Source organism: Catenulispora sp. GP43 (assembly GCF_041260665.1).
Lineage (GTDB): Bacteria > Actinomycetota > Actinomycetes > Streptomycetales > Catenulisporaceae > Catenulispora.
In genome coordinates this window covers 72,808-90,070 of sequence record NZ_JBGCCT010000013.1, presented here as the reverse complement: position 1 = coordinate 90,070, position 17,263 = coordinate 72,808, and the positions used below count along the sequence as shown (strand labels likewise).

Sequence of the window (17,263 nt, the reverse complement as noted above, 5' to 3'; positions counted from 1 at the left end):
GTGGTTCGTTCGGCCGACGGTACGAGCGTGGGAGCGATGTCGGGAGACAACAATTCCCCATAGCAGCGCCTTATGTACCCGCGCCCAGCCAAGACCGATAAGCCGGACTCCGCCGCACCGCCGCCCGATGGGCCGCCTCGGCGTTCTCCATCAACACCCTCGCAGCCTCGGAGCCCGCGAACGGCCCCGCCGCGTGCCACGCCAAGAGATGCCGGTACCACAACGGATCCCCGGCGATGGGCCGCACCACGACACCCGGTGACTCCGGGAACGTCGCCTGGCACAGGCTCAGCGCGTGGCCGGACCGCACCAATTCCTCGACGACCCGCCCTTCTGCCTCGTGGACGGTGCGCAGGGTCCGGCCGGCGGCCGTCAGTACCGCCGTGCAGTACTCGCGGGTGCGGTCGGCGTCGGGCCGCGGTGCGACCCAGTCCTCGTCTTCGACGTCGGTCAGGTCCACCACTGTGGCCGGCGCCATCCGGTGACCGGCCGGCAGTGCCACGAAGACCGGTTCGGTGACCACGGGCGCCAGCACCACTTCCGGCGGGGCGGTGATCTCATAGCCGGGGCTGTCGCCGACCACTGCGATCTCCAGACGGCCGTCGGCCAGGTCGTCCAGCAGCGGCAGCGGCGAGCCCTGCAGACGTGAGCACGTCTCGGCCTCCGGGTACAAGTACCGGACCGCGTCCAGGACGCCGCCGATCAGCGAGGAGTTCACGGTCCCGACCCTGATCCGGCGTCCGGCGGGTTCGGTCCGCGCCGCTCGCGCCGTGACCCGCGCCAATTCATCCATCGCCGGGAGCACCGCGCGGGCCCGGGTCAGAACCACTTCGCCCAGCGCCGTCGGCGCCACACCGGTGGCCGAGCGGGTGAACAGCGGCGCGCCGAGGGCGGCCTCGATGCGCTGCAGCTGCGCCGACAGGCCGGGCTGAGTCATCCGCAGCGCGGCGGCGGCGCGGGTCAGCGAGCCGGACTCGGCGACCGCGCAGACGACCCGCAGGTGGCGTATCTCGAGTTCCACGGAGCCTCCATAACGCGGCGTTGGGGGGATCTGAGGTCTCCCCGCACGGATCCGGCCCCCGCATTCTATGTGCAATATCACACGGCAGTAAGGGGATCGTCATGGCCGGGAGAAACCGGGCTGTCGCGGCGTTGACAGTGACAGTGCTGCTGGTCGCCGGATGCGGCAGCGGCGGAACGGGGCGGAGCGGTTCGCAGCCGGACGCGGCGCGGCCGACGGGGCCCGCCGCGAAGGCCGGCGGCACGCTGCACGTCCTCGCGGCGACCACGTTCGAGCACCTGGACCCGGCACGCAACTACGTCACCGACAGCGAGGACGTCAGCCGCCTGATCTACCGGACGCTGACCACCTACGCGGCCGCACCCGGCAGCGCCGGCGGCAAGATCGTGCCGGACCTGGCGACGGATCTCGGGACGCCCACGGACGATGCGAAGACCTGGACGTTCCACCTGAAGGACGGCGTCGAATACGAGGACGGCACCCCGATCACGGCCGCCGATGTCAAGTACGGCGTCGAGCGCTCCTTCGCGGACATCCTGCCCGAGGGTGCGCCGTACGCCCGGATGTGGCTGGTCGGCGGCGACAAATATCAGGGCCCCTATAAGGACAAGAACGGACTGGCGTCGATCGAGGTCCCGGACACCAAGACCATCGTGTTCCACCTGAACCGGCCGGTCGCCGATTTCGGGTCCACGGTCTCGCTTCCGGTCTTCTCCCCGGTGCCGCAGGCCAAGGACACCGGCGTCGACTACGACCAGCACCCCGTCTCCAGCGGCCCCTACAAGATCGATTCCTACGATCCGAAGGCCAAGCTGGTCCTGATCCGCAACACTTCCTGGAGCGCGACCACGGACCAGGTGCGCAAAGCCCTGCCGGACCGGATCGAGTTCGAGCTCGGTCTGGACACCGCCGTGGTCGACCAGCGCATGATCGCCGCCGCCGGTCCGGACGCCGACGCGGTGGCGCTGGAGCCGATCGGCGCGGCTTCGGTGGCCAAGGTGCAGAACGACCCGGCGCTCAAGAAACGGCTCGTCGTCTCCGACAGCACCAGCTCGCGTTTCCTTTCGCTGAACACCACGCACAAGCCCCTGAACGACGTGCGGGTCCGGCAGGCCGTCGCCTTCGCCCTGGACAAGGACGCGCTGCGGCTGACCCGCGGCGGCCCGATCGCCGGCGACCTCGCCACCGGCCTGATCCCGCCGAGCGTCGCCGGGCACGTTCCCGACGACCCGTACGCGACCCCCGGCGGACAGGGCGACCCGGCCAAGGCCAAGCAGCTCCTGACCGAGGCCGGTTTCCCCGGCGGCATCGACCTGACCCTCGACCTGCCCGGCACCGCGACCGGCAAGGCGCAGGGCGAGGCGATCCAGGAGTCGCTCGGCAAGGCCGGGATCCGCGTCAAGCTCAACGAGGTGCCCTCGTCCTCGTACTGGTCCACCGAGGAGACCGTGGCGCAGGAGCACGACATGGTCATCGACGGCTGGACCCCGGACTGGACCGGACCGTCGACGCTGCTGCCGATCATCCTCGACGGCCGCCTCATCACCGCCCAGGGCAACAACAACCGCGCGATGTACTCCTCGCCCGAGGTCGACAAGCGCTTCGACGAGATCGCCGCGATGGGCGACGTCGCCGCCGCCGACCAGGCGTACGGCGAGCTGTCGAAGCAGATCATGGCCGACGCGCCGATCGTGCCGTTCCTGTGGGACAAGGCGGCGGTGCTGGTCGGCCCGCACGTGGCCGGCGCCTACGGGCACGTGGCCTACGTCGGCCGCCTGGACCTGGTCTCCCTGGGGCTGTCCTGACCATGTCAGAGCTCGACGAAGACACGAGCCCCCGCCCGGCCGGACCGGATCTGCCCGCCGGCCGGGCGGGCCGGACCCGGGGCGGCCGGGATGACAGGGCGCGGGGAGCCCGCGTTCTCCACAGCATCCTGCGCCGCCCCGGAGCCCGGGCCGGTCTGGCGGTCATCACCGTCCTGGTCCTGGCTGCCGTAGCCGCTCCGCTGATCACCGGCCTGGCCGGGACCTCCCCGACCGCCTTCGACCGGTCCGCGGTCGACGAGGCGCTCGGCGGCCTGCCGACCGGCCACCTCGGCGGCGTCGGCGCGCACCACCTGCTCGGCGTCGAGCCCGGGAACGGCCGCGACGTCCTGGCCCGCCTCGTCTACGGCGCCCGCGTCTCGCTGCTGATCGCGCTGGCGGCGACCGCGCTGTCCACCGGGCTCGGCGCGGCCCTCGGCCTGGCCGCCGGCTACTTCGGCGGCGTGGCGGACACCGTGGTCAGCAGGCTGGCCGACCTGGTCATGTCCTTCCCCGCGCTGATCTTCATGATCGCGCTGATGGCCGCGGCGCCGGGCGTGAACCGGCAGTTGCTGCTCATCACGGTTCTCGGCTTCTTCGGCTGGCCATACGTCGCGCGCATAGTGCGGGCCCAGGCCATGATCCTTCGACACACCGAATTCGCCGAGGCGGCCCGGGCCCTGGGCGCCGATCGCACAGCCCTGCTGTTCCGCGAGATCCTGCCGAATCTGGCCGGACCGATCCTGGCGGTCGCGACCATGTCCATCCCCAGCTGCGTGGCCGCCGAGGCGGGCCTGAGCTTCCTCGGTGTCGGGGTCGAGCCGCCCACGCCGTCGTGGGGCCAGATGATCGCCTCGGCCGTGCCCTGGTACTCCACCGACCCCGTCTACTTCGCCCTGCCGTGCCTCGCGCTGTTCGCGACCGTTCTGGCCTTCAACCTGGTCGGCGACGCGGTCCGCGACGCCCTGGATCCCAGGAGCCGCAAGCGGTGATCTCCTACACGCTCAAACGACTCGCCGCGGCCGGGCTGATCCTGGTGGTCATCTGCGCCCTGACGTTCGTCATCTTCTACGTGACCCCGGCCGACCCGGCGCAGGGCGCCTGCGGCAAGGCATGCACCCCCGAGCGGCTGTCGCAGATCCGGCACCTGCTCGGCATCGACCGGCCGCTGTGGTCGCAGTTCTTCTCCTACGTTCACGGCATCTTCGCCGGACGCACCTTCGGAGGCGGCCCCGACGCTCTCCGCTGTCCCTTCCCATGCCTGGGCTTCAGCTTCCAGAACGACCAGCCGGTGACCTCGGAGATCGCCGAGCGGCTGCCGGTCAGCATCGGGATCGCCCTCGGCGCCGCGGTGCTGTGGCTGGCCGTCGGCGTCACCGCCGGCGTGGTGTCGGCGCTGAAGGCCGGGACGTGGTGGGACCGCGCCGCCATGGTCGGCGCGCTCGGCGGACTGTCGCTGCCGATCTACTTCACCGGCCTGGCCTTGCAGTTCCTGCTCGTGACCAAGCTCGGCTGGCTGCCCTATCCCACCGCGGTGCCGATCACCGGCGACCCGGTCGGCTGGTTCGAATCCATGGTGATGCCGTGGATCACGCTGGCGACCCTGTACGCGGGCCTTTACGCCCGCATCACCCGAGGCGAGGTTCTGGAGAACTTGGAACGCGACTTCGTGCGCACGGCGCGCGCCAAAGGCCTGCCCGAGCGCACCGTCATCCGCCGGCACGCCATCCGGCCCGGGCTGACCCCGATCGCCACGATCTTCGGCATGGACCTCGGCGCGCTGCTCGGCGGGGCACTGATCACCGAGACGGTGTTCGGGCTGCCCGGGGTCGGCAAGCTCGCCGCCGACGCCATAGCCGCCGGCGACCAGCCGGTGATCCTCGGGGTGACGCTGCTGGTCGCCGGGTTCATCGTGGTCGCGAACGTGGCCGTGGACCTGCTGTACGCGGCGCTGGACCCGCGGGTGAGGAGCGCGGCGTGAGCCTGCTGGAAGTCTCAGAGCTCGAAGTCACCTTCCCCGGCGGGGTCCGGGCCGTGGCCGGCGTCTCCTTCCAGGTCCGGGCCGGCCGCGTGCTGGCCGTGGTGGGCGAGTCCGGCAGCGGCAAGTCCGTGACCAGCCTGGCCGTCATGCGGTTGCTGCGCGGTGCGCGGATCGGCGGCGGGGTCCGCTTCGACGGGATCGACGTGCTGGGTGCGGACCGGCGCGTCGTCCGGTCGCTGCGCGGGGACCGCATGGCCATGGTGTTCCAGGACTCGCTGTCGAGCCTGAACCCCTACTATCCGGTGGCGTTCCAGATCGCCGAGGCGTACCGCGCGCACCGGCGGACCACCCGCCGGGCTGCGCGCGACATCGCGATCAGCATGCTGGAGCGCGTCGGCATCCCCGAGCCGGGGCGCAGGGCCCGGGACTATCCGCACCAGTTCTCCGGCGGCATGCGCCAGCGCGTCATGATCGCGATGGCGCTGTGCCTGGAGCCCGAGCTGCTGATCGCCGACGAGCCCACGACCGCGCTGGACGTCACCGTACAGGCGCAGATCCTCGAACTCGTCGACGGCCTGCGTCGTGAGTCCGGCACCGCGGTCATGCTGATCACCCACGACATGGGTGTCGTGGCGGGCATGGCGGACGAGATCGTGGTGCTGCGATCCGGACGGCTGGTCGAGAGCGGCGGCGTCCACGAGATCTTCCATCACCCCGGTGCGGACTACACGCGTGCCCTGTTGGCCTGTGTGCCCCGGCTCGTCGGGCCGGTCCCGCACCGCCTGCCGACCGTCCCGTCCCTGGAGGTCTCGTGACCACGCCTCTTCTCCAAGCGCGCGACCTCGTCAAGAGCTACCCGGTGCGGCACGGGCTGACCCGCCGGCTGGCCGGACACCTCCGCGCCGTCAACGGGGTCGGTCTGGACGTGCACGCCGGTGAGACCGTCGCGGTCGTCGGCGAGTCCGGGTGCGGCAAGTCCACCCTTGGCAGACTCCTGATCCGCCTGATCGAGCCGTCCGCCGGGACCGTCGCGTTCGAGGGCCGCGACCTCGGGACGCTGGAGGCCGAAGACCTCCGCCGGGCCCGCCGCGCATTGCAGATCGTCTTCCAGGATCCGAACTCCTCGCTGAATCCGAGGATGACTGTGCGGCAGATCCTCGACGCTCCGTACCGCTACCAGCGCATCACCGCCGAGGAACCGGTTGAGGCACTTCTGGAACGGGTCGGCTTGCGCCCCGAACACGCCGACCGGCACCCGCACGAGTTCTCCGGCGGCCAGGCCCAGCGCGTCGGCATCGCCCGGGCGCTGGCGCTGCGGCCCAAACTCGTGGTCTGCGACGAACCCGTCTCGGCGCTGGACGTCTCGGTGCAGGCGCAGATTCTGAACCTGCTGCGCGACCTGCAAGACGAACACGGGCTCTCCTACGTGTTCATCTCGCACGACCTCGCCGCGGTCCGGCAGATCTGCACCCGCGTCGCGGTGATGTATCTCGGCTCCATCGTCGAAGTCGCCGATCGCGACGCACTCTTCGGCAACGCCCTGCACCCCTACAGCCACGCGCTTCTGTCTGCGGTGCCGGTGCCCGAACCGGACGCGGAACGCGCCCGGCAGCGCATCGTGCTGCACGGAGACCTGCCGAGCCCGCTACGGCCGCCGAGCGGCTGCCCGTTCCGCACCCGCTGCTCCAAGGCGGCCGACATCTGCGCCGCCGAGCAGCCGCCACTCGTCGAACACAGCCCAGGCCATCTGGCCGCCTGCCACTTCCCCGGAGAGCGAACCACTGTATGAGGCCGCACCTGACCGACCACGTCTTCACCGTCCCGCTCGACCACGACGATCCCGCCGGCCCGACCATCGAGGTCTACGCCCGCGAGGCCGTCGATCCGGCGCGGGCGTCGGAGAAGCTGCCGTGGCTGCTGTATCTGCAGGGCGGACCCGGCGGGAAGTCGCCCCGCCCCCTCGGGGGCGCGCCGAGCTGGCTCGCCCACGCGCTCAAGACGCACCGGGTCCTGCTGCTCGACCAGCGTGGCACGGGGCGCAGCACCCCGATCACCGCGGCCGCCGCCGCACACTTTCCCTCCGGACGGTCGCTGGCCCGACACCTGGCCCTGCACCGCGCAGACTCCATCGTCCGCGACGCTGAGCTCATCCGGCGCGCTTTGTGCGGTGACGAGCCGTGGGAGACGCTCGGGCAAAGCTACGGCGGATTCGTCACCCTCACCTACCTGTCGCAGGCTCCTGATGGGCTCCGCGCGTGCTACATCACCGGAGGCGTGCCGGGTCTGGACGCGACCGCCGATGACGTCTACGCACGCACCCTGCCGCGGATCGCCGCCAAGAACGCAGAGTTCTACCGCCGGTATCCACAGAACCTCGAACTGGTCCGCCGGATCGCCGACCTGCTCACCGCCTACGACGTCCGGCTTCCGGACGGGGACCGCCTGACCGCGCGACGGTTCCGGCTGCTCGGGCTCGTCTTCGGTATGGGCGACGGCTTCGAGCGGGTCAGCTACCTGTTGGAGGAGGCGTTGGACCCCTTCGGACGGCTGACCGATCTGTTCCTGCACCAGGTGATGCAGCAGACCGGCTTCGTCGACAACCCGCTGTTCGTGGTGTTGCAGGAGGCATGCTTCGGCCAGGGTCCGTACCGCACGGGTTGGGCGGCGGAACGGGCCGTGGCCGGGTTCCCGGAGTTCGCCGACGACGCCGACCCGCTGCTGTTCACCGGCGAGACCATGTTCCGCTGGATGGTCCGGGAGATCAGGGGGCTGCGTCCGTTCGCCGAGGCCGCCGAACTACTCGCCGCCCGGACCGACTGGCCCGCCCTCTACGACGCCGGCCGGCTGGCGGCCAACCGCGTACCGGTCATGGCCGCGGTCTACCACGACGACATGTACGTCGACGCGGAGCTGTCCCTGCGCACTCTGCACACCCTGGGCTCGGCGCGCGCCTGGGTCACCAACGAATGGGAACACGACGGCGTCAGCGCTTCCGGGGGCGCCGTTCTGGCTCGACTCATGGATATGGCCGCAGGGCGTGTCTGAGGCCACGACAGCAACCTCACGAAAGGAAGAACCATGCGAAACCTCCGTCCGACCACCCGCACGACCCCCCGTCCCGCCGGACGGCTGGCGGCCGCCCTCGTCCTCGCCCTACCGTTCGCCGTCGCCGCGCCGGCCTCGGCCGCCTCGGCGCGCGCGGCGCAGCACCACGACCCCGCGTCCGACTGCGCGCTGACCGGTACCACCGGCTGGACCGACGAGGGCCACAACACCGACTACACGCAGTTCCAGCGGCCGAGCGGGCACATCAAGGTCGCGATGCTGTTCGTCGACTTCCCGGACGCGCCGGCCACCGACGAGACGTCCGGGTACTACAAATTCCTGGCCCCGGCCGCGCAGTACATGTCCGACTTCTCCTACGGCAAGGTCCATCTGGACATCACGCCGATCAACCACTGGCTGCGGATGCCACAGGACTCCGCCACCTACGGATTCCAGCGTGGCATCACGTGGGACCAGCAGGCGCTGTACATCAAGCAGGCCGGCGAAGCCGCCGCGCCGTACACGGATCTGTCGAAGTTCGACATGGTCTACGTGGTTCCCACCAAGAACGCCTCGGCCATCACGTTCTCCCCGGCCTACCTCTATGACCCGGCCCACCCGAACCTGGTGGTGAACGGCAAGGAGATCAAGTGGGGCGTGACGCTCGGGCAGGACATGTACCACTGGGGACCGAAGGTCGCCGACCACGAGACCGGGCACACGTTCGGCCTGCCGGACCTGTACGCGTTCAGCGGCACCGACATCCACCGCTTCGTCGGCGGGTTCGACCTGATGGGGAACATCGCCGGCGACGCCCCCCACCACTTCGGTTGGGAGGACTGGAAGAACGGCTGGATCGGCGACGGCCAGGTCTCGTGCCTGAACTCGCCCGGCATCATGACGACCTCACTTCGCGCGCTGGAGATCCCCGGCGGCAAGAAGATCGCCGTGGTGCGAACCGGGGCGACCACCGCCTATGTCGTCGAGTCGCGCCGTGCGCTCGGAGTGGACGGCGCGGTCTGCAAGCCCGGCGCGGTCGTCTACAAGGTCGACTCCTCGACACCGACCGGCGCCGGCCCGATCCAGGTGCAGGACTCCTCGCCCGGAGCCCCGAATACTGCGGCCTGTAAGGAAGCCGTGGACTTCGGTGCATTGACGACCGGACAGACATTCACCGACGCTGCCGCCGGGGTGACGATCAAGGTGGACACCTCCACCCCGCTCGGCGACACGGTCACCGTGACCAAAGCCTGAGCACTGACTCAGGGCCCTGGCGGACCCGCCGACTCTCACTCCGCATCTCCGCCGAGTGACACACCAGATAGCGCGCGACCAGACAAGGAACCAATGAGCATGTCCCTCCCCCATCGTCAGCCCTGGCACGGCGTCGTCGTCGCCACCGCCCTGCCGTTCCGCGACGACCTGTCCGTGGACCTCGACGCCTACGCCGAGAACCTGCGCGGCCTCATCGACGCCGGGTGTGACGGCGTCTGCCCGAACGGCTCCCTCGGCGAATACCAAACCCTCACCCCTGAGGAGCGCGCGGCCGTCGTCCGTACCGCCGTGGACACCGTCGGCGGCGACCGCGTCCTGGTCGGCATCGCCGCCTACGGCGCGCTGGAGGCCCGCCGCTGGGCCGAGCAGGCCGCCGAGGCCGGAGCACACGCGGTCATGCTCCTGCCGCCGAACGCCTACCGGGCCGACGAGCGGGCGATCGTGGAGCACTACCGGACAGTCGCCGAAGCCGGCATCCCGATCGTGGCCTACAACAACCCCATAGACACCAAGGTCGACCTCGCCCCCGAGCTCCTCAAGCAGCTCTTCGACGCCGGCTACATCAAGGCGGTCAAGGAGTTCTCCGGCGATGTCCGCCGCGCCTACCGCATCAAGGAGCAGGCACCGGAGCTGGACCTGCTCGTCGGCGCCGACGACGTCCTGCTGGAGCTGGCGACCGCCGACGCGGCCGGCTGGATCTCCGGCTACCCGAACGCCATCCCCCACGTCTGCAACGAGCTCTACCGCGCAGCCACCGAAGGCGACCTCGCGACCGCCCTCCCGCTCTACCGCCAACTGCACCCGCTGCTGCGCTGGGACTCGCACACCGAGTTCGTCCAGGCCATCAAGCTCTCCATGGACCTCACCGGCCGACACGGCGGCGTCTGCCGCCCGCCGCGCACCCCACTCCCGCCAGAGCACCACCAGGCCATCAAGGCCGACACCCTCCGCGTCCTGCCACTGGAGCAGACGGCAAAGACGAGTCGGCTGGTAGCGGCGACGCAGGCCCCTGCCAGTTCCTAGTACTCCACGCGGGCTGCTGCCTGGCACGGACATCGCCGCGACAGCAACACCGTTCAGGATCCCAACCCCACCGCCGGCGTCGCGAAAAGCCAAGCTCACGGGCCGAACGTTGCATATTTCTCCAACACGGGGTCCTCGCCGAAGTGCTTGGCGAGTGCTCGCAGAATCCGTTCCATGGTGGCGCCGTAGCCGATGATGTAGCGGGAGACAAAGCGAAACAGGGGGTTGTAGATCTCGCCGTGCTCGGTGACGGTAACGAGGCAGCCTTGCGCCCTGGGCTCGATCGTCCACGTCCACGTGCCGCCGAACGGCAGTCCGGTGTCTGCGATGCGGGTGACGAACCGCCTGGGTGCGTCGGCCTCCACCACCTCGTAGGTGATCTTCCCGTGGCGGTCGTGCTCGATCCACCGGGCCCGCCCGTCCACCCCGTCCAGCGATTCGGCCCGGGTGAGACCGGGCCGCCAGGCGGTGAAGCCGTCGGTGTCAGTGATAACGCTCCATACGGCCTGCGGCTGTCGACCCAGGCGCAGGCCACGACTGGCCTCGTGGCGCAGCGGCAGCCGGCGACCGATCAGCGGGACGGCCGCCACTGCCGCGAACAGAACCCCGGTGGCGATCAGCAGCACCCACACCGTCATGCCTCCGGTTCGCCGGCACGGCGTGATCCCTGAATCAGGGTCAGAACGTTCCCAGCCGGATCTGTGACCTGCGCCTTGAGCACCCATCCGTTGTCGGTCGGGGGCATCACGACTTCACCGCCGAGCTCGGCGGCGCGACGCACAGCCAGCTCGAGATCCGCTACCGCGACGCCGAGCGTCACAGCGGCCCCCTCGGCCTCGACGATGCTCCCGCGCAGCCCTCCAGGCGTCTGCACCAGCGAGTAACCCGGCCCCTGGGGCACGATCTCCCAATCCAGCAAGTCTCCGTAAAAGCGCCGCAGATGCTCGTCGTCCGGGCCGCTGATGTCGAAGTGCACCACCGCGTTCGCCTGGCGCACGGCCTGATCGCTCATGTCGCGTTCTCCTGTCCTTCTTCGCTCTCGCCGCTCGGGTCGACGGCCGGAAACACCTGGATGAGAAGCTCGGCAAGCTGGTACAGCCGTTCCGGCACAGCTCGGTAGAGCCGAAAAGTGCCGTCGACCCTCATGGTCACCAGCCCGTGCTTGCGCAGCACCTTGAGATGTTCAGACACGCTGGCCGGGGCCAGCTCAAGCAGCTCGGCCAATTCCCCGGCGCCGCGCTCTCGGCCCCACACCTCGAACAGGATGCGCCGCCGATGCCTGCTGGCCACCGCGCGGAGCAGTTCGTCAAGGTCATCCGGCTCGATCATGACCACCATGATACTTCGTAGAAAAACGAAATAGCAAGGTAGTCGCCCCGAACAAGGAACCCCGCGGACATGGCCGGGTGGTAGCGGCGGCCCTTCCGACGCGCCGATACCGCGGCGGGTCACAGCGGTCCCCACAGCAGCCGAGACGTTGAGGGGATCAGGTAGGTGCCGTCCGGCCGGGCATGTGATTCGAGCCGGGACTTGTAGCGGAGACGCAACTCGGCGAGTCCGGACTGGTCCAGCTGGGAGACCGTGGGTTCGACTGGTTGTGGACGGGCCTGGGCTCACGCAGGACTCGACCACACCTCCTGACCGGGCAAGCCCGCCAGAACCGCGAAACAGGAGCGAATCAACCCGCTTTGCGAAACCTCTGGGAACAGCGCGGAAGCGCACCGGCCACCGGTCGGCAGGCCATCGCACCCCACGGAGACACCCCCGACCATCATGGCCGTACCCGTGGCGGGCGGGGGTATCCGACACTCCTCACTGGCGCCAGGGTGGAATTTCGCCATGCATCTGCTCGCCGCTGGGCAGGGCCAGGAGCACTCCGAGGGGGTGGCGGCGGCTGAGGCGGACGGCGGCTGCGGCGACGCCGGACAGCACGAAGATCGCGATCAGAAGCCATGCGATGCCGAGCGCGACGCAGGCGAGGGACAGACCCACAGCGGCGGCCAGGAGGAGGGCGAATCCCATCGCCGTGGTGATCGCCTCACGCAGGCGGCGCCCCCGGCTGCGCGTGCGTTCCCAGGTCGCCTCGGTGCCGACGAGCAGATCGATTATGGCTTTGATGTAAATCACATTGAGAAACTGGTCGAAGAGCAGCTCCGGCACGATCAGGGCGGCCAGTAGCAGCGACTTCCACCCGCCGTGTTTGGCGGCCCACACGCGTTCGAAGGCGGCAATGGCGGTGATCGCGAGCCAGAACCACGGCCACCCGGGGAACCCCTTGGTGAAGGTGTAGTACAGCAGAGCAGTGAGGAAGAAGGGGATGAAGGCCACGCTCAGGTAGGTGAGCAGTTGTCGGCCGATGTAGGGCAGGGTGACGCGGGTGATGCCGTAGGCCGCGAGGTTGCCCAGGGCGCCGCGTTGCCAGCGCAGACGCTGGTAGTAGAGCCGGGACCAGGTGGGCATGAGCTCCGTGCCCACGATGCAGGCGCGCGGTGACACGCAGCGGTATCCCAGGCGTTTGAGCGCGAGGGTCAGTTCGTTGTCTTCGGTGAGCGCCTCCACGTCGTAGACTCCCCGGCCTCGCGAGAGCACACCGTGGGCGCGCGCTGCTTGGACGTGGCGCAGGGCGTAGACCGGGTAGAGGGATGCGGTGCCGGTCAGGACGTCGGCCCGGCCATGGCGGCGGTAGAGTTCGCGGCCGTACCGCACGTACTCGTTGTTCTGCAGGTGGCAGACCAGGCCGCGCACGGGGTAGCCGAAGAAGACGGCGCCCACGCCGCCGACGGGCGCCTGGTCCGGCTCCTGGCTGCGCAGGCGCCGGGCTGCTTCGGCGATGAACTGGGGCGACAGCGAAGTGTCGGCATCCATGACCATCACCAAGTCCTCGTCGGACAGTTGCGGCAGCAGTTCGGCAAGGACCTGGTTGAGCGCGCCTGCCTTGGCCTGGGTGTTGGCAACCGTTTCGACGACCTGCGCGCCGTGCGCGGTACTGATTTCCGCAGTACGGTCGGTGCACCGGTCGGCAACCACGATGACCTCGTCCGCAGGCCTGGTCTGGGCCGCGAGCGACTCCAGGGTCTCGCCGATGAGGGCTTCCGCGTCGTGGGCGGGCACCAGCACGACGATCCGCTCCGCTCCGGCGTGGCGCAGGTCCGCCATGTGGTCGGTCTTGGTGCGACCATCCCGGGTCAGGTTCCTGGGCCTGCGCACGAAGGCGGGCCCCCACGCCTCTTTGCGAGCCCGTCCCCGCATCGATTCCGATTGGCCCACCGCCGACTCCTCAGCATCCCGCGGCTCCACCTAGCCGGGCCGGGGCCCACGACCGCACTCATCAAGATTCTCGCTCCGGGCCGCTCTGCCGGCGCGGTGCTTGACCCGAACAGAGCAGCACGTTCATCACTTTGAGTTTCTCCGGCCGACAGTTCACGCCGGCCCAGCAGGTGAGGATCGGGAAGGTATGGCGTGCCCTGACAGGCGCGGAGGTGTAGAGCGGTGAGGCGATGGTGGTTCAGCCAGCCACAGGCCGGCGAAAGCACCGGCCGGCCAGCAGTTCACGCACCGCGACGAGTTGACACGGAAGGAGTCCTTTACTATAAGCATCCAAAGCGTTACCTTATGTAATGAAGGCTAGGGGGTAGCCCGCGTCGCAGAACGCGTCCGCGTTTTCCCGGCAAGCCTGTACCGGAAGTCCGTGTCCCTGGCGCCGCTTTGCCGCGACCAGACTTCCCTTGAGACCTCAGCGAACGTTCAGATCGACTCACTCGGCCGACCGCCGGTCCAGCGGCCGCTATCCCAGCTGCAACCCTCACTGAAAACGCGAGCCTGGACGGAGACCACCATGGCCAGCACCTACTGGTTCAACGTCGTGGACTACGGTGCAACCGGCGACGGCGTCACCGACGACACCACCTCGATCCAAAACACGATCAATGCGGTGCCGTCCTCTGGCGGAACCGTCGTCTTTCCCGCAGGCACCTACAAGACTTCCTCGGCGCTGACGGCCCGCTCCAACCTGATCCTGGAAGGCGTAAGCGACGGTTCGTCGGTAATCGCACAGAGCAGTACAACGGCCCACGGGCTGACCGGTTCGGACATCACCCGGTTGACCATCCAGGACCTGACCGTCCAAGGACCGGGCAGCGGCACGGGCAAAGGGATCCTGCTCACGCGCTCGGCCAACCCCGCGACCGTCTCGTTGGCGTTCGCGCGCATGACCGTGAAACAGTTCGGCGACACCGGGATCGACCTGTCCAACCCGATCGTGTCCACCTTTGACGGCGTGACATCCGCCAACAACGGCAACCACGGCTGGAACATCCACGGCGTCTCCGGAGGCGCCGCGGGGACCAGCTGCTCGTTCGCCTCCTGCTACGCAGACACCGTCACCAATGCGGGCTTCTACGTCGACACCATGGCCTACTGCTCTTTCGTCGGTTGCGCAGCGGACCACTGCGGGATCGGCTACGACGTGACCGGCGTCGGCAGCCAGGGCATCAGCTTCACCGGATGCGGCGCCGAATCCGCCGTCAACCGCGGCACCGGATACAACGGCTACAGCTGGAAGATCAACGGCGCGATCGGCGTGGGCCTGTACAACTCCTTCACCTACAACAACCCCAACGTCAGCATCTGGGTCACCGGCGCCGCACGAGCCGTCAGCATCCTCGGATTCGCCGAGAACACCCCCACCGGCACGGCGGTCAACTCCGTCAAGGTCGACACTGGCTGCTCGGCGACCCTCGGCGATGTCAGCAACGTCGCGCCCCTGTCGCTGGCGGGCTACACCAACATCATCAACGACACCGCCGGCGGCACCGTGGCCAGCGGGTTCGTCTACGGCTCTGACTCCGCCTACTACGAGGGCAACGTCTCCAGCGCCACTGCACCGACGTTGGCCGCGCACCTGACGCGCAAGGACTACGTCGACGCGAAAGTCAACCCCGCCCCCGTCACGCTCACCGACGCCCCCACCATCGCCACCAACGCCGCGCTGGGAAACCTCTTCCTGGTCACCTTGAGCGGCAACAGAACACTGGGCACCCCCACGAACCCCACCAACGGGCAACGCATCACCTGGGAACTCATCCAGGACGCCACCGGCAGCCGGACCCTCACCCTGAGTTCCGCTTTCGGCCTGGGGACCACCATTTCCTCGACCACCCTTACCACCACACCGAACAAGCGGGACTTCCTCACCGCGGTCTACAACGCCACCTCCGCCAAGTGGTATGTGATCGCCTTCGTCAAGGGCTACTAAGCTGTTCCGAGCAATCGTCAGCTACAGCGTGTGACAGGTGTAGGCAGCCTGCGCGGCACCCGCGACCTCGGCCCGTTCCAGCACACTGCCCGGCAGGTGCCGAACCTACCGGGCACAAGGCCGATGTGACGGCCGAGGCGAGCTGCGCGCAGTTCTCGGTCAGGGCCGAGACGCCCGCACCGTCGGAGTCAGGCCGCCTCCCTGCGCAGATCTCATACCTCGAACATGCGCCCATCCCGGGTACTTGTCACCGTGCCTGAACTCGAGAGGAACCTCCAGCCGGAAGCGAAGGCGTGGACGGTCATGAGTCGGCTACTGAATCGGAAAGTGAACTGGTTCCGAAGCCGAACCATTTGACGATCACATTAAGGGGATTCCCGGCAACGACTTGGACCGAGAGTTGGCTTCCCTTATTGACCGGGAATATATGCGGGCCCCCGGAACTGAACATTCGCAGTCCGTACATCGCCTGGGTGTAGACCTTTACAGTTGCGGGATTTGACTCGGGGAAGTGCACGGACAAGATCCCATCGGTGGGCGCGATGACGTTGATGCCGGCCTCCAGCTCGCCCGGGAGAAGCATTCTCGACTTGAGCAGGCCAACTTGTCCCAGGACAGACAGGTTCCCGATCTCCAGGTCTGGACGTTCGACCATGACGACGGTGGTCAGGGTGTGGGTCAGGGTCACGCCGGAGACGGTCACCTTCGCCTGGAGCATGAAGCCGGTGGGTTCGGTCAACCCCTCGGGTGTCTCCCATTCGCGGACGCCGGAAACCACTTCCGATCTGTTCCGGCCCCAGAACATCGTGTACTCGGCGCCGGCGCTGCCGTCCCACTTCAGCTCCGCGGGTTCGCTGTTACCAACCATCACGCTGGTCGGGCGGAAGTTGCGGAAGAAGAACTCGGCCGGGAACTTGGCCACCACGTCGTCGGTGGTCTTCTCGGTGAAGGACCCGTTGGTCGGGGAACTCTCCTCGATGATCTTCAGGTCCGCGTTGCCGGTGGCCTTGTTGACCTCGATCTGCGAGATGACCAGGGTGACGGCACGTCCGGTGACGTTGACCGGGCGATCGGTGGCGAACTCGAAGACCTGCCAGTCACCATCGGCGTACCCGGAACGGGCAGTCCAGCCCGTCGCACCGATCACACCAGAGGTGAGTTGGCCACGGTTCTCAGTCAGTGCCGAGTCGCCAGCACCGATGCGGATCCGGACCGTGACCTTTCTGCAGAACACCGGGCCCGAGGCCCCGACACCGACCGTGATATCCAACCGGCCGATCACCGGCTGCGCGGCCGTCGAGACGGTCAGGGGGTCGGGATCCGGCTCGACGTCGAAGGACAGCAAGGAGCTGGCGGACAGGATTCTGGTACCCACCGGAATCAGGGTCCTTTCAGTCACTGGGCTTCAGCTGGAGGTACGGCATGACGATCGAGTCCACTTGCAATGCCGTGTCGAAGATGAGCCCGGGTCGGTGGGCTGCTTCGTTGTTGGTCGCCGGGGGGGGCGGGCCACGGCCCCTGAGCAATCTCCAGAGCCTTGCGAAGGTCGCTGACGGAAAAAGGCATGGCTGAATCAGCTCTCCATGCTTGGCGAAAAGTAGAAATCCTCACAGGACAACGGCAGAGAAGAGCCGTAACCGAAGGTAATCATCAGACGCTCGGAAGTTAGCATCGCCCGCCCGATGAGCAAAGAGGTGCCGGGCATAGGGCGATCACGTGGCGGGAACCCGTCGGCAACACTCGGTGAGTCCGACTGGAGTCGGCGACGCTCCTGAATGCGTGATCTGACATACCAGGGCCACCTGGCGGCGCCGCCACTGCCGCGGCCCCAGCCGCGGTTCCCTGCGGAGCCGTCCACGGCA

At 68.5% G+C, this 17,263-nt stretch carries 15 protein-coding genes; 9 read left to right on the top strand and 6 right to left on the bottom strand.

From position 1 onward, the window contains the following. Window positions 1-70: 70 nt before the first annotated feature. Window positions 71-1,021, bottom strand: coding sequence for a LysR family transcriptional regulator (locus ABH926_RS25815; protein WP_370368330.1), 951 nt, complete (start codon window positions 1,019-1,021; stop codon window positions 71-73). A gap of 101 nt (window positions 1,022-1,122) precedes the next feature. Here ABH926_RS25815 and ABH926_RS25810 point away from each other — a divergent pair, with 101 nt between their 5' ends. The 8 genes from ABH926_RS25810 (at window position 1,123) to ABH926_RS25775 (ending at window position 10,147) form a co-directional block, all read left to right on the top strand. Further along, window positions 1,123-2,826 carry an ABC transporter substrate-binding protein gene (locus tag ABH926_RS25810; RefSeq protein ID WP_370368329.1) on the top strand — a complete coding sequence of 568 codons (1,704 nt, stop codon included), beginning with the start codon at window positions 1,123-1,125 and terminating at the stop codon, window positions 2,824-2,826. A 2-nt stretch (window positions 2,827-2,828) separates the two neighbouring features. Then, a complete protein-coding gene (locus ABH926_RS25805) occupies window positions 2,829-3,815 on the top strand; it encodes an ABC transporter permease (RefSeq protein WP_370368328.1) in 987 nt (328 codons plus the stop codon). Then, a complete protein-coding gene (locus ABH926_RS25800) occupies window positions 3,812-4,804 on the top strand; it encodes an ABC transporter permease (protein ID WP_370368327.1) in 993 nt (330 codons plus the stop codon). The genes ABH926_RS25805 and ABH926_RS25800 overlap by 4 nt, the downstream gene beginning before the upstream one ends. Next, window positions 4,801-5,619: an ABC transporter ATP-binding protein gene (locus ABH926_RS25795; protein ID WP_370368326.1), complete on the top strand. Its 819-nt coding sequence runs from the start codon at window positions 4,801-4,803 to the stop codon at window positions 5,617-5,619. Before ABH926_RS25800 ends, ABH926_RS25795 begins: the two co-directional genes overlap by 4 nt. Next, the gene (locus ABH926_RS25790; RefSeq protein ID WP_370368325.1) at window positions 5,616-6,593 is read left to right on the top strand and encodes an ABC transporter ATP-binding protein; all 978 of its coding nucleotides are present in this window, start codon (window positions 5,616-5,618) and stop codon (window positions 6,591-6,593) included. The genes ABH926_RS25795 and ABH926_RS25790 overlap by 4 nt, the downstream gene beginning before the upstream one ends. Beyond that, window positions 6,590-7,849, top strand: coding sequence for an alpha/beta fold hydrolase (locus tag ABH926_RS25785; RefSeq protein ID WP_370368324.1), 1,260 nt, complete (start codon window positions 6,590-6,592; stop codon window positions 7,847-7,849). The genes ABH926_RS25790 and ABH926_RS25785 overlap by 4 nt, the downstream gene beginning before the upstream one ends. A gap of 33 nt (window positions 7,850-7,882) precedes the next feature. Next, window positions 7,883-9,103, top strand: a complete 1,221-nt coding sequence (locus ABH926_RS25780; protein WP_370368323.1) for a peptidase M6 — start codon at window positions 7,883-7,885, stop codon at window positions 9,101-9,103. Between the two features lie 99 nt (window positions 9,104-9,202). Beyond that, window positions 9,203-10,147 (top strand): dihydrodipicolinate synthase family protein, encoded by a 945-nt coding sequence (locus ABH926_RS25775; RefSeq protein WP_370368322.1) that lies wholly within the window; start codon window positions 9,203-9,205, stop codon window positions 10,145-10,147. 95 nt (window positions 10,148-10,242) lie between these two features. Here ABH926_RS25775 and ABH926_RS25770 read toward each other — a convergent pair whose 3' ends face one another. The 4 genes from ABH926_RS25770 to ABH926_RS25755 all read right to left on the bottom strand — a co-directional run bounded on the left by ABH926_RS25770 (window position 10,243) and on the right by ABH926_RS25755 (window position 13,414). Beyond that, entirely contained in the window at window positions 10,243-10,785 is a 543-nt protein-coding gene (locus ABH926_RS25770; protein ID WP_370368321.1) for an SRPBCC family protein, read from the bottom strand. Then, window positions 10,782-11,159, bottom strand: a complete 378-nt coding sequence (locus ABH926_RS25765; RefSeq protein ID WP_370368320.1) for a VOC family protein — start codon at window positions 11,157-11,159, stop codon at window positions 10,782-10,784. Before ABH926_RS25765 ends, ABH926_RS25770 begins: the two co-directional genes overlap by 4 nt. Continuing rightward, entirely contained in the window at window positions 11,156-11,476 is a 321-nt protein-coding gene (locus tag ABH926_RS25760; protein ID WP_370368319.1) for an ArsR/SmtB family transcription factor, read from the bottom strand. The genes ABH926_RS25765 and ABH926_RS25760 overlap by 4 nt, the downstream gene beginning before the upstream one ends. A 483-nt stretch (window positions 11,477-11,959) precedes the next feature. Next, window positions 11,960-13,414 carry a glycosyltransferase family 2 protein gene (locus ABH926_RS25755; protein WP_370368317.1) on the bottom strand — a complete coding sequence of 485 codons (1,455 nt, stop codon included), beginning with the start codon at window positions 13,412-13,414 and terminating at the stop codon, window positions 11,960-11,962. Between the two features lie 568 nt (window positions 13,415-13,982). Between ABH926_RS25755 and ABH926_RS25750 the strand changes: the two genes are divergently transcribed. Further along, entirely contained in the window at window positions 13,983-15,401 is a 1,419-nt protein-coding gene (locus ABH926_RS25750; RefSeq protein ID WP_370368316.1) for a glycosyl hydrolase family 28-related protein, read from the top strand. Between the two features lie 301 nt (window positions 15,402-15,702). Here the strand turns inward: ABH926_RS25750 and ABH926_RS25745 are convergent, their stop codons facing one another. Beyond that, the gene (locus ABH926_RS25745; protein WP_370368315.1) at window positions 15,703-16,776 is read right to left on the bottom strand and encodes a hypothetical protein; all 1,074 of its coding nucleotides are present in this window, start codon (window positions 16,774-16,776) and stop codon (window positions 15,703-15,705) included. Between the last annotated feature and the right edge of the window lie 487 nt (window positions 16,777-17,263).

Bases quoted from the DNA above. Each gene is read 5' to 3' on its own strand.
- ABH926_RS25810 (WP_370368329.1), top strand. From the start codon at position 1,123: ATGGCCGGGAGAAACCGGGCTGTCGCGGCGTTGACAGTGACAGTGCTG.
- ABH926_RS25805 (WP_370368328.1), top strand. From the start codon at position 2,829: ATGTCAGAGCTCGACGAAGACACGAGCCCCCGCCCGGCCGGACCGGAT.
- ABH926_RS25785 (WP_370368324.1), top strand. From the start codon at position 6,590: ATGAGGCCGCACCTGACCGACCACGTCTTCACCGTCCCGCTCGACCAC.
- ABH926_RS25780 (WP_370368323.1), top strand. From the start codon at position 7,883: ATGCGAAACCTCCGTCCGACCACCCGCACGACCCCCCGTCCCGCCGGA.
- ABH926_RS25775 (WP_370368322.1), top strand. From the start codon at position 9,203: ATGTCCCTCCCCCATCGTCAGCCCTGGCACGGCGTCGTCGTCGCCACC.
- ABH926_RS25770 (WP_370368321.1), bottom strand. From the start codon at position 10,785: ATGACGGTGTGGGTGCTGCTGATCGCCACCGGGGTTCTGTTCGCGGCA.
- ABH926_RS25765 (WP_370368320.1), bottom strand. From the start codon at position 11,159: ATGAGCGATCAGGCCGTGCGCCAGGCGAACGCGGTGGTGCACTTCGAC.
- ABH926_RS25760 (WP_370368319.1), bottom strand. From the start codon at position 11,476: ATGATCGAGCCGGATGACCTTGACGAACTGCTCCGCGCGGTGGCCAGC.
- ABH926_RS25750 (WP_370368316.1), top strand. From the start codon at position 13,983: ATGGCCAGCACCTACTGGTTCAACGTCGTGGACTACGGTGCAACCGGC.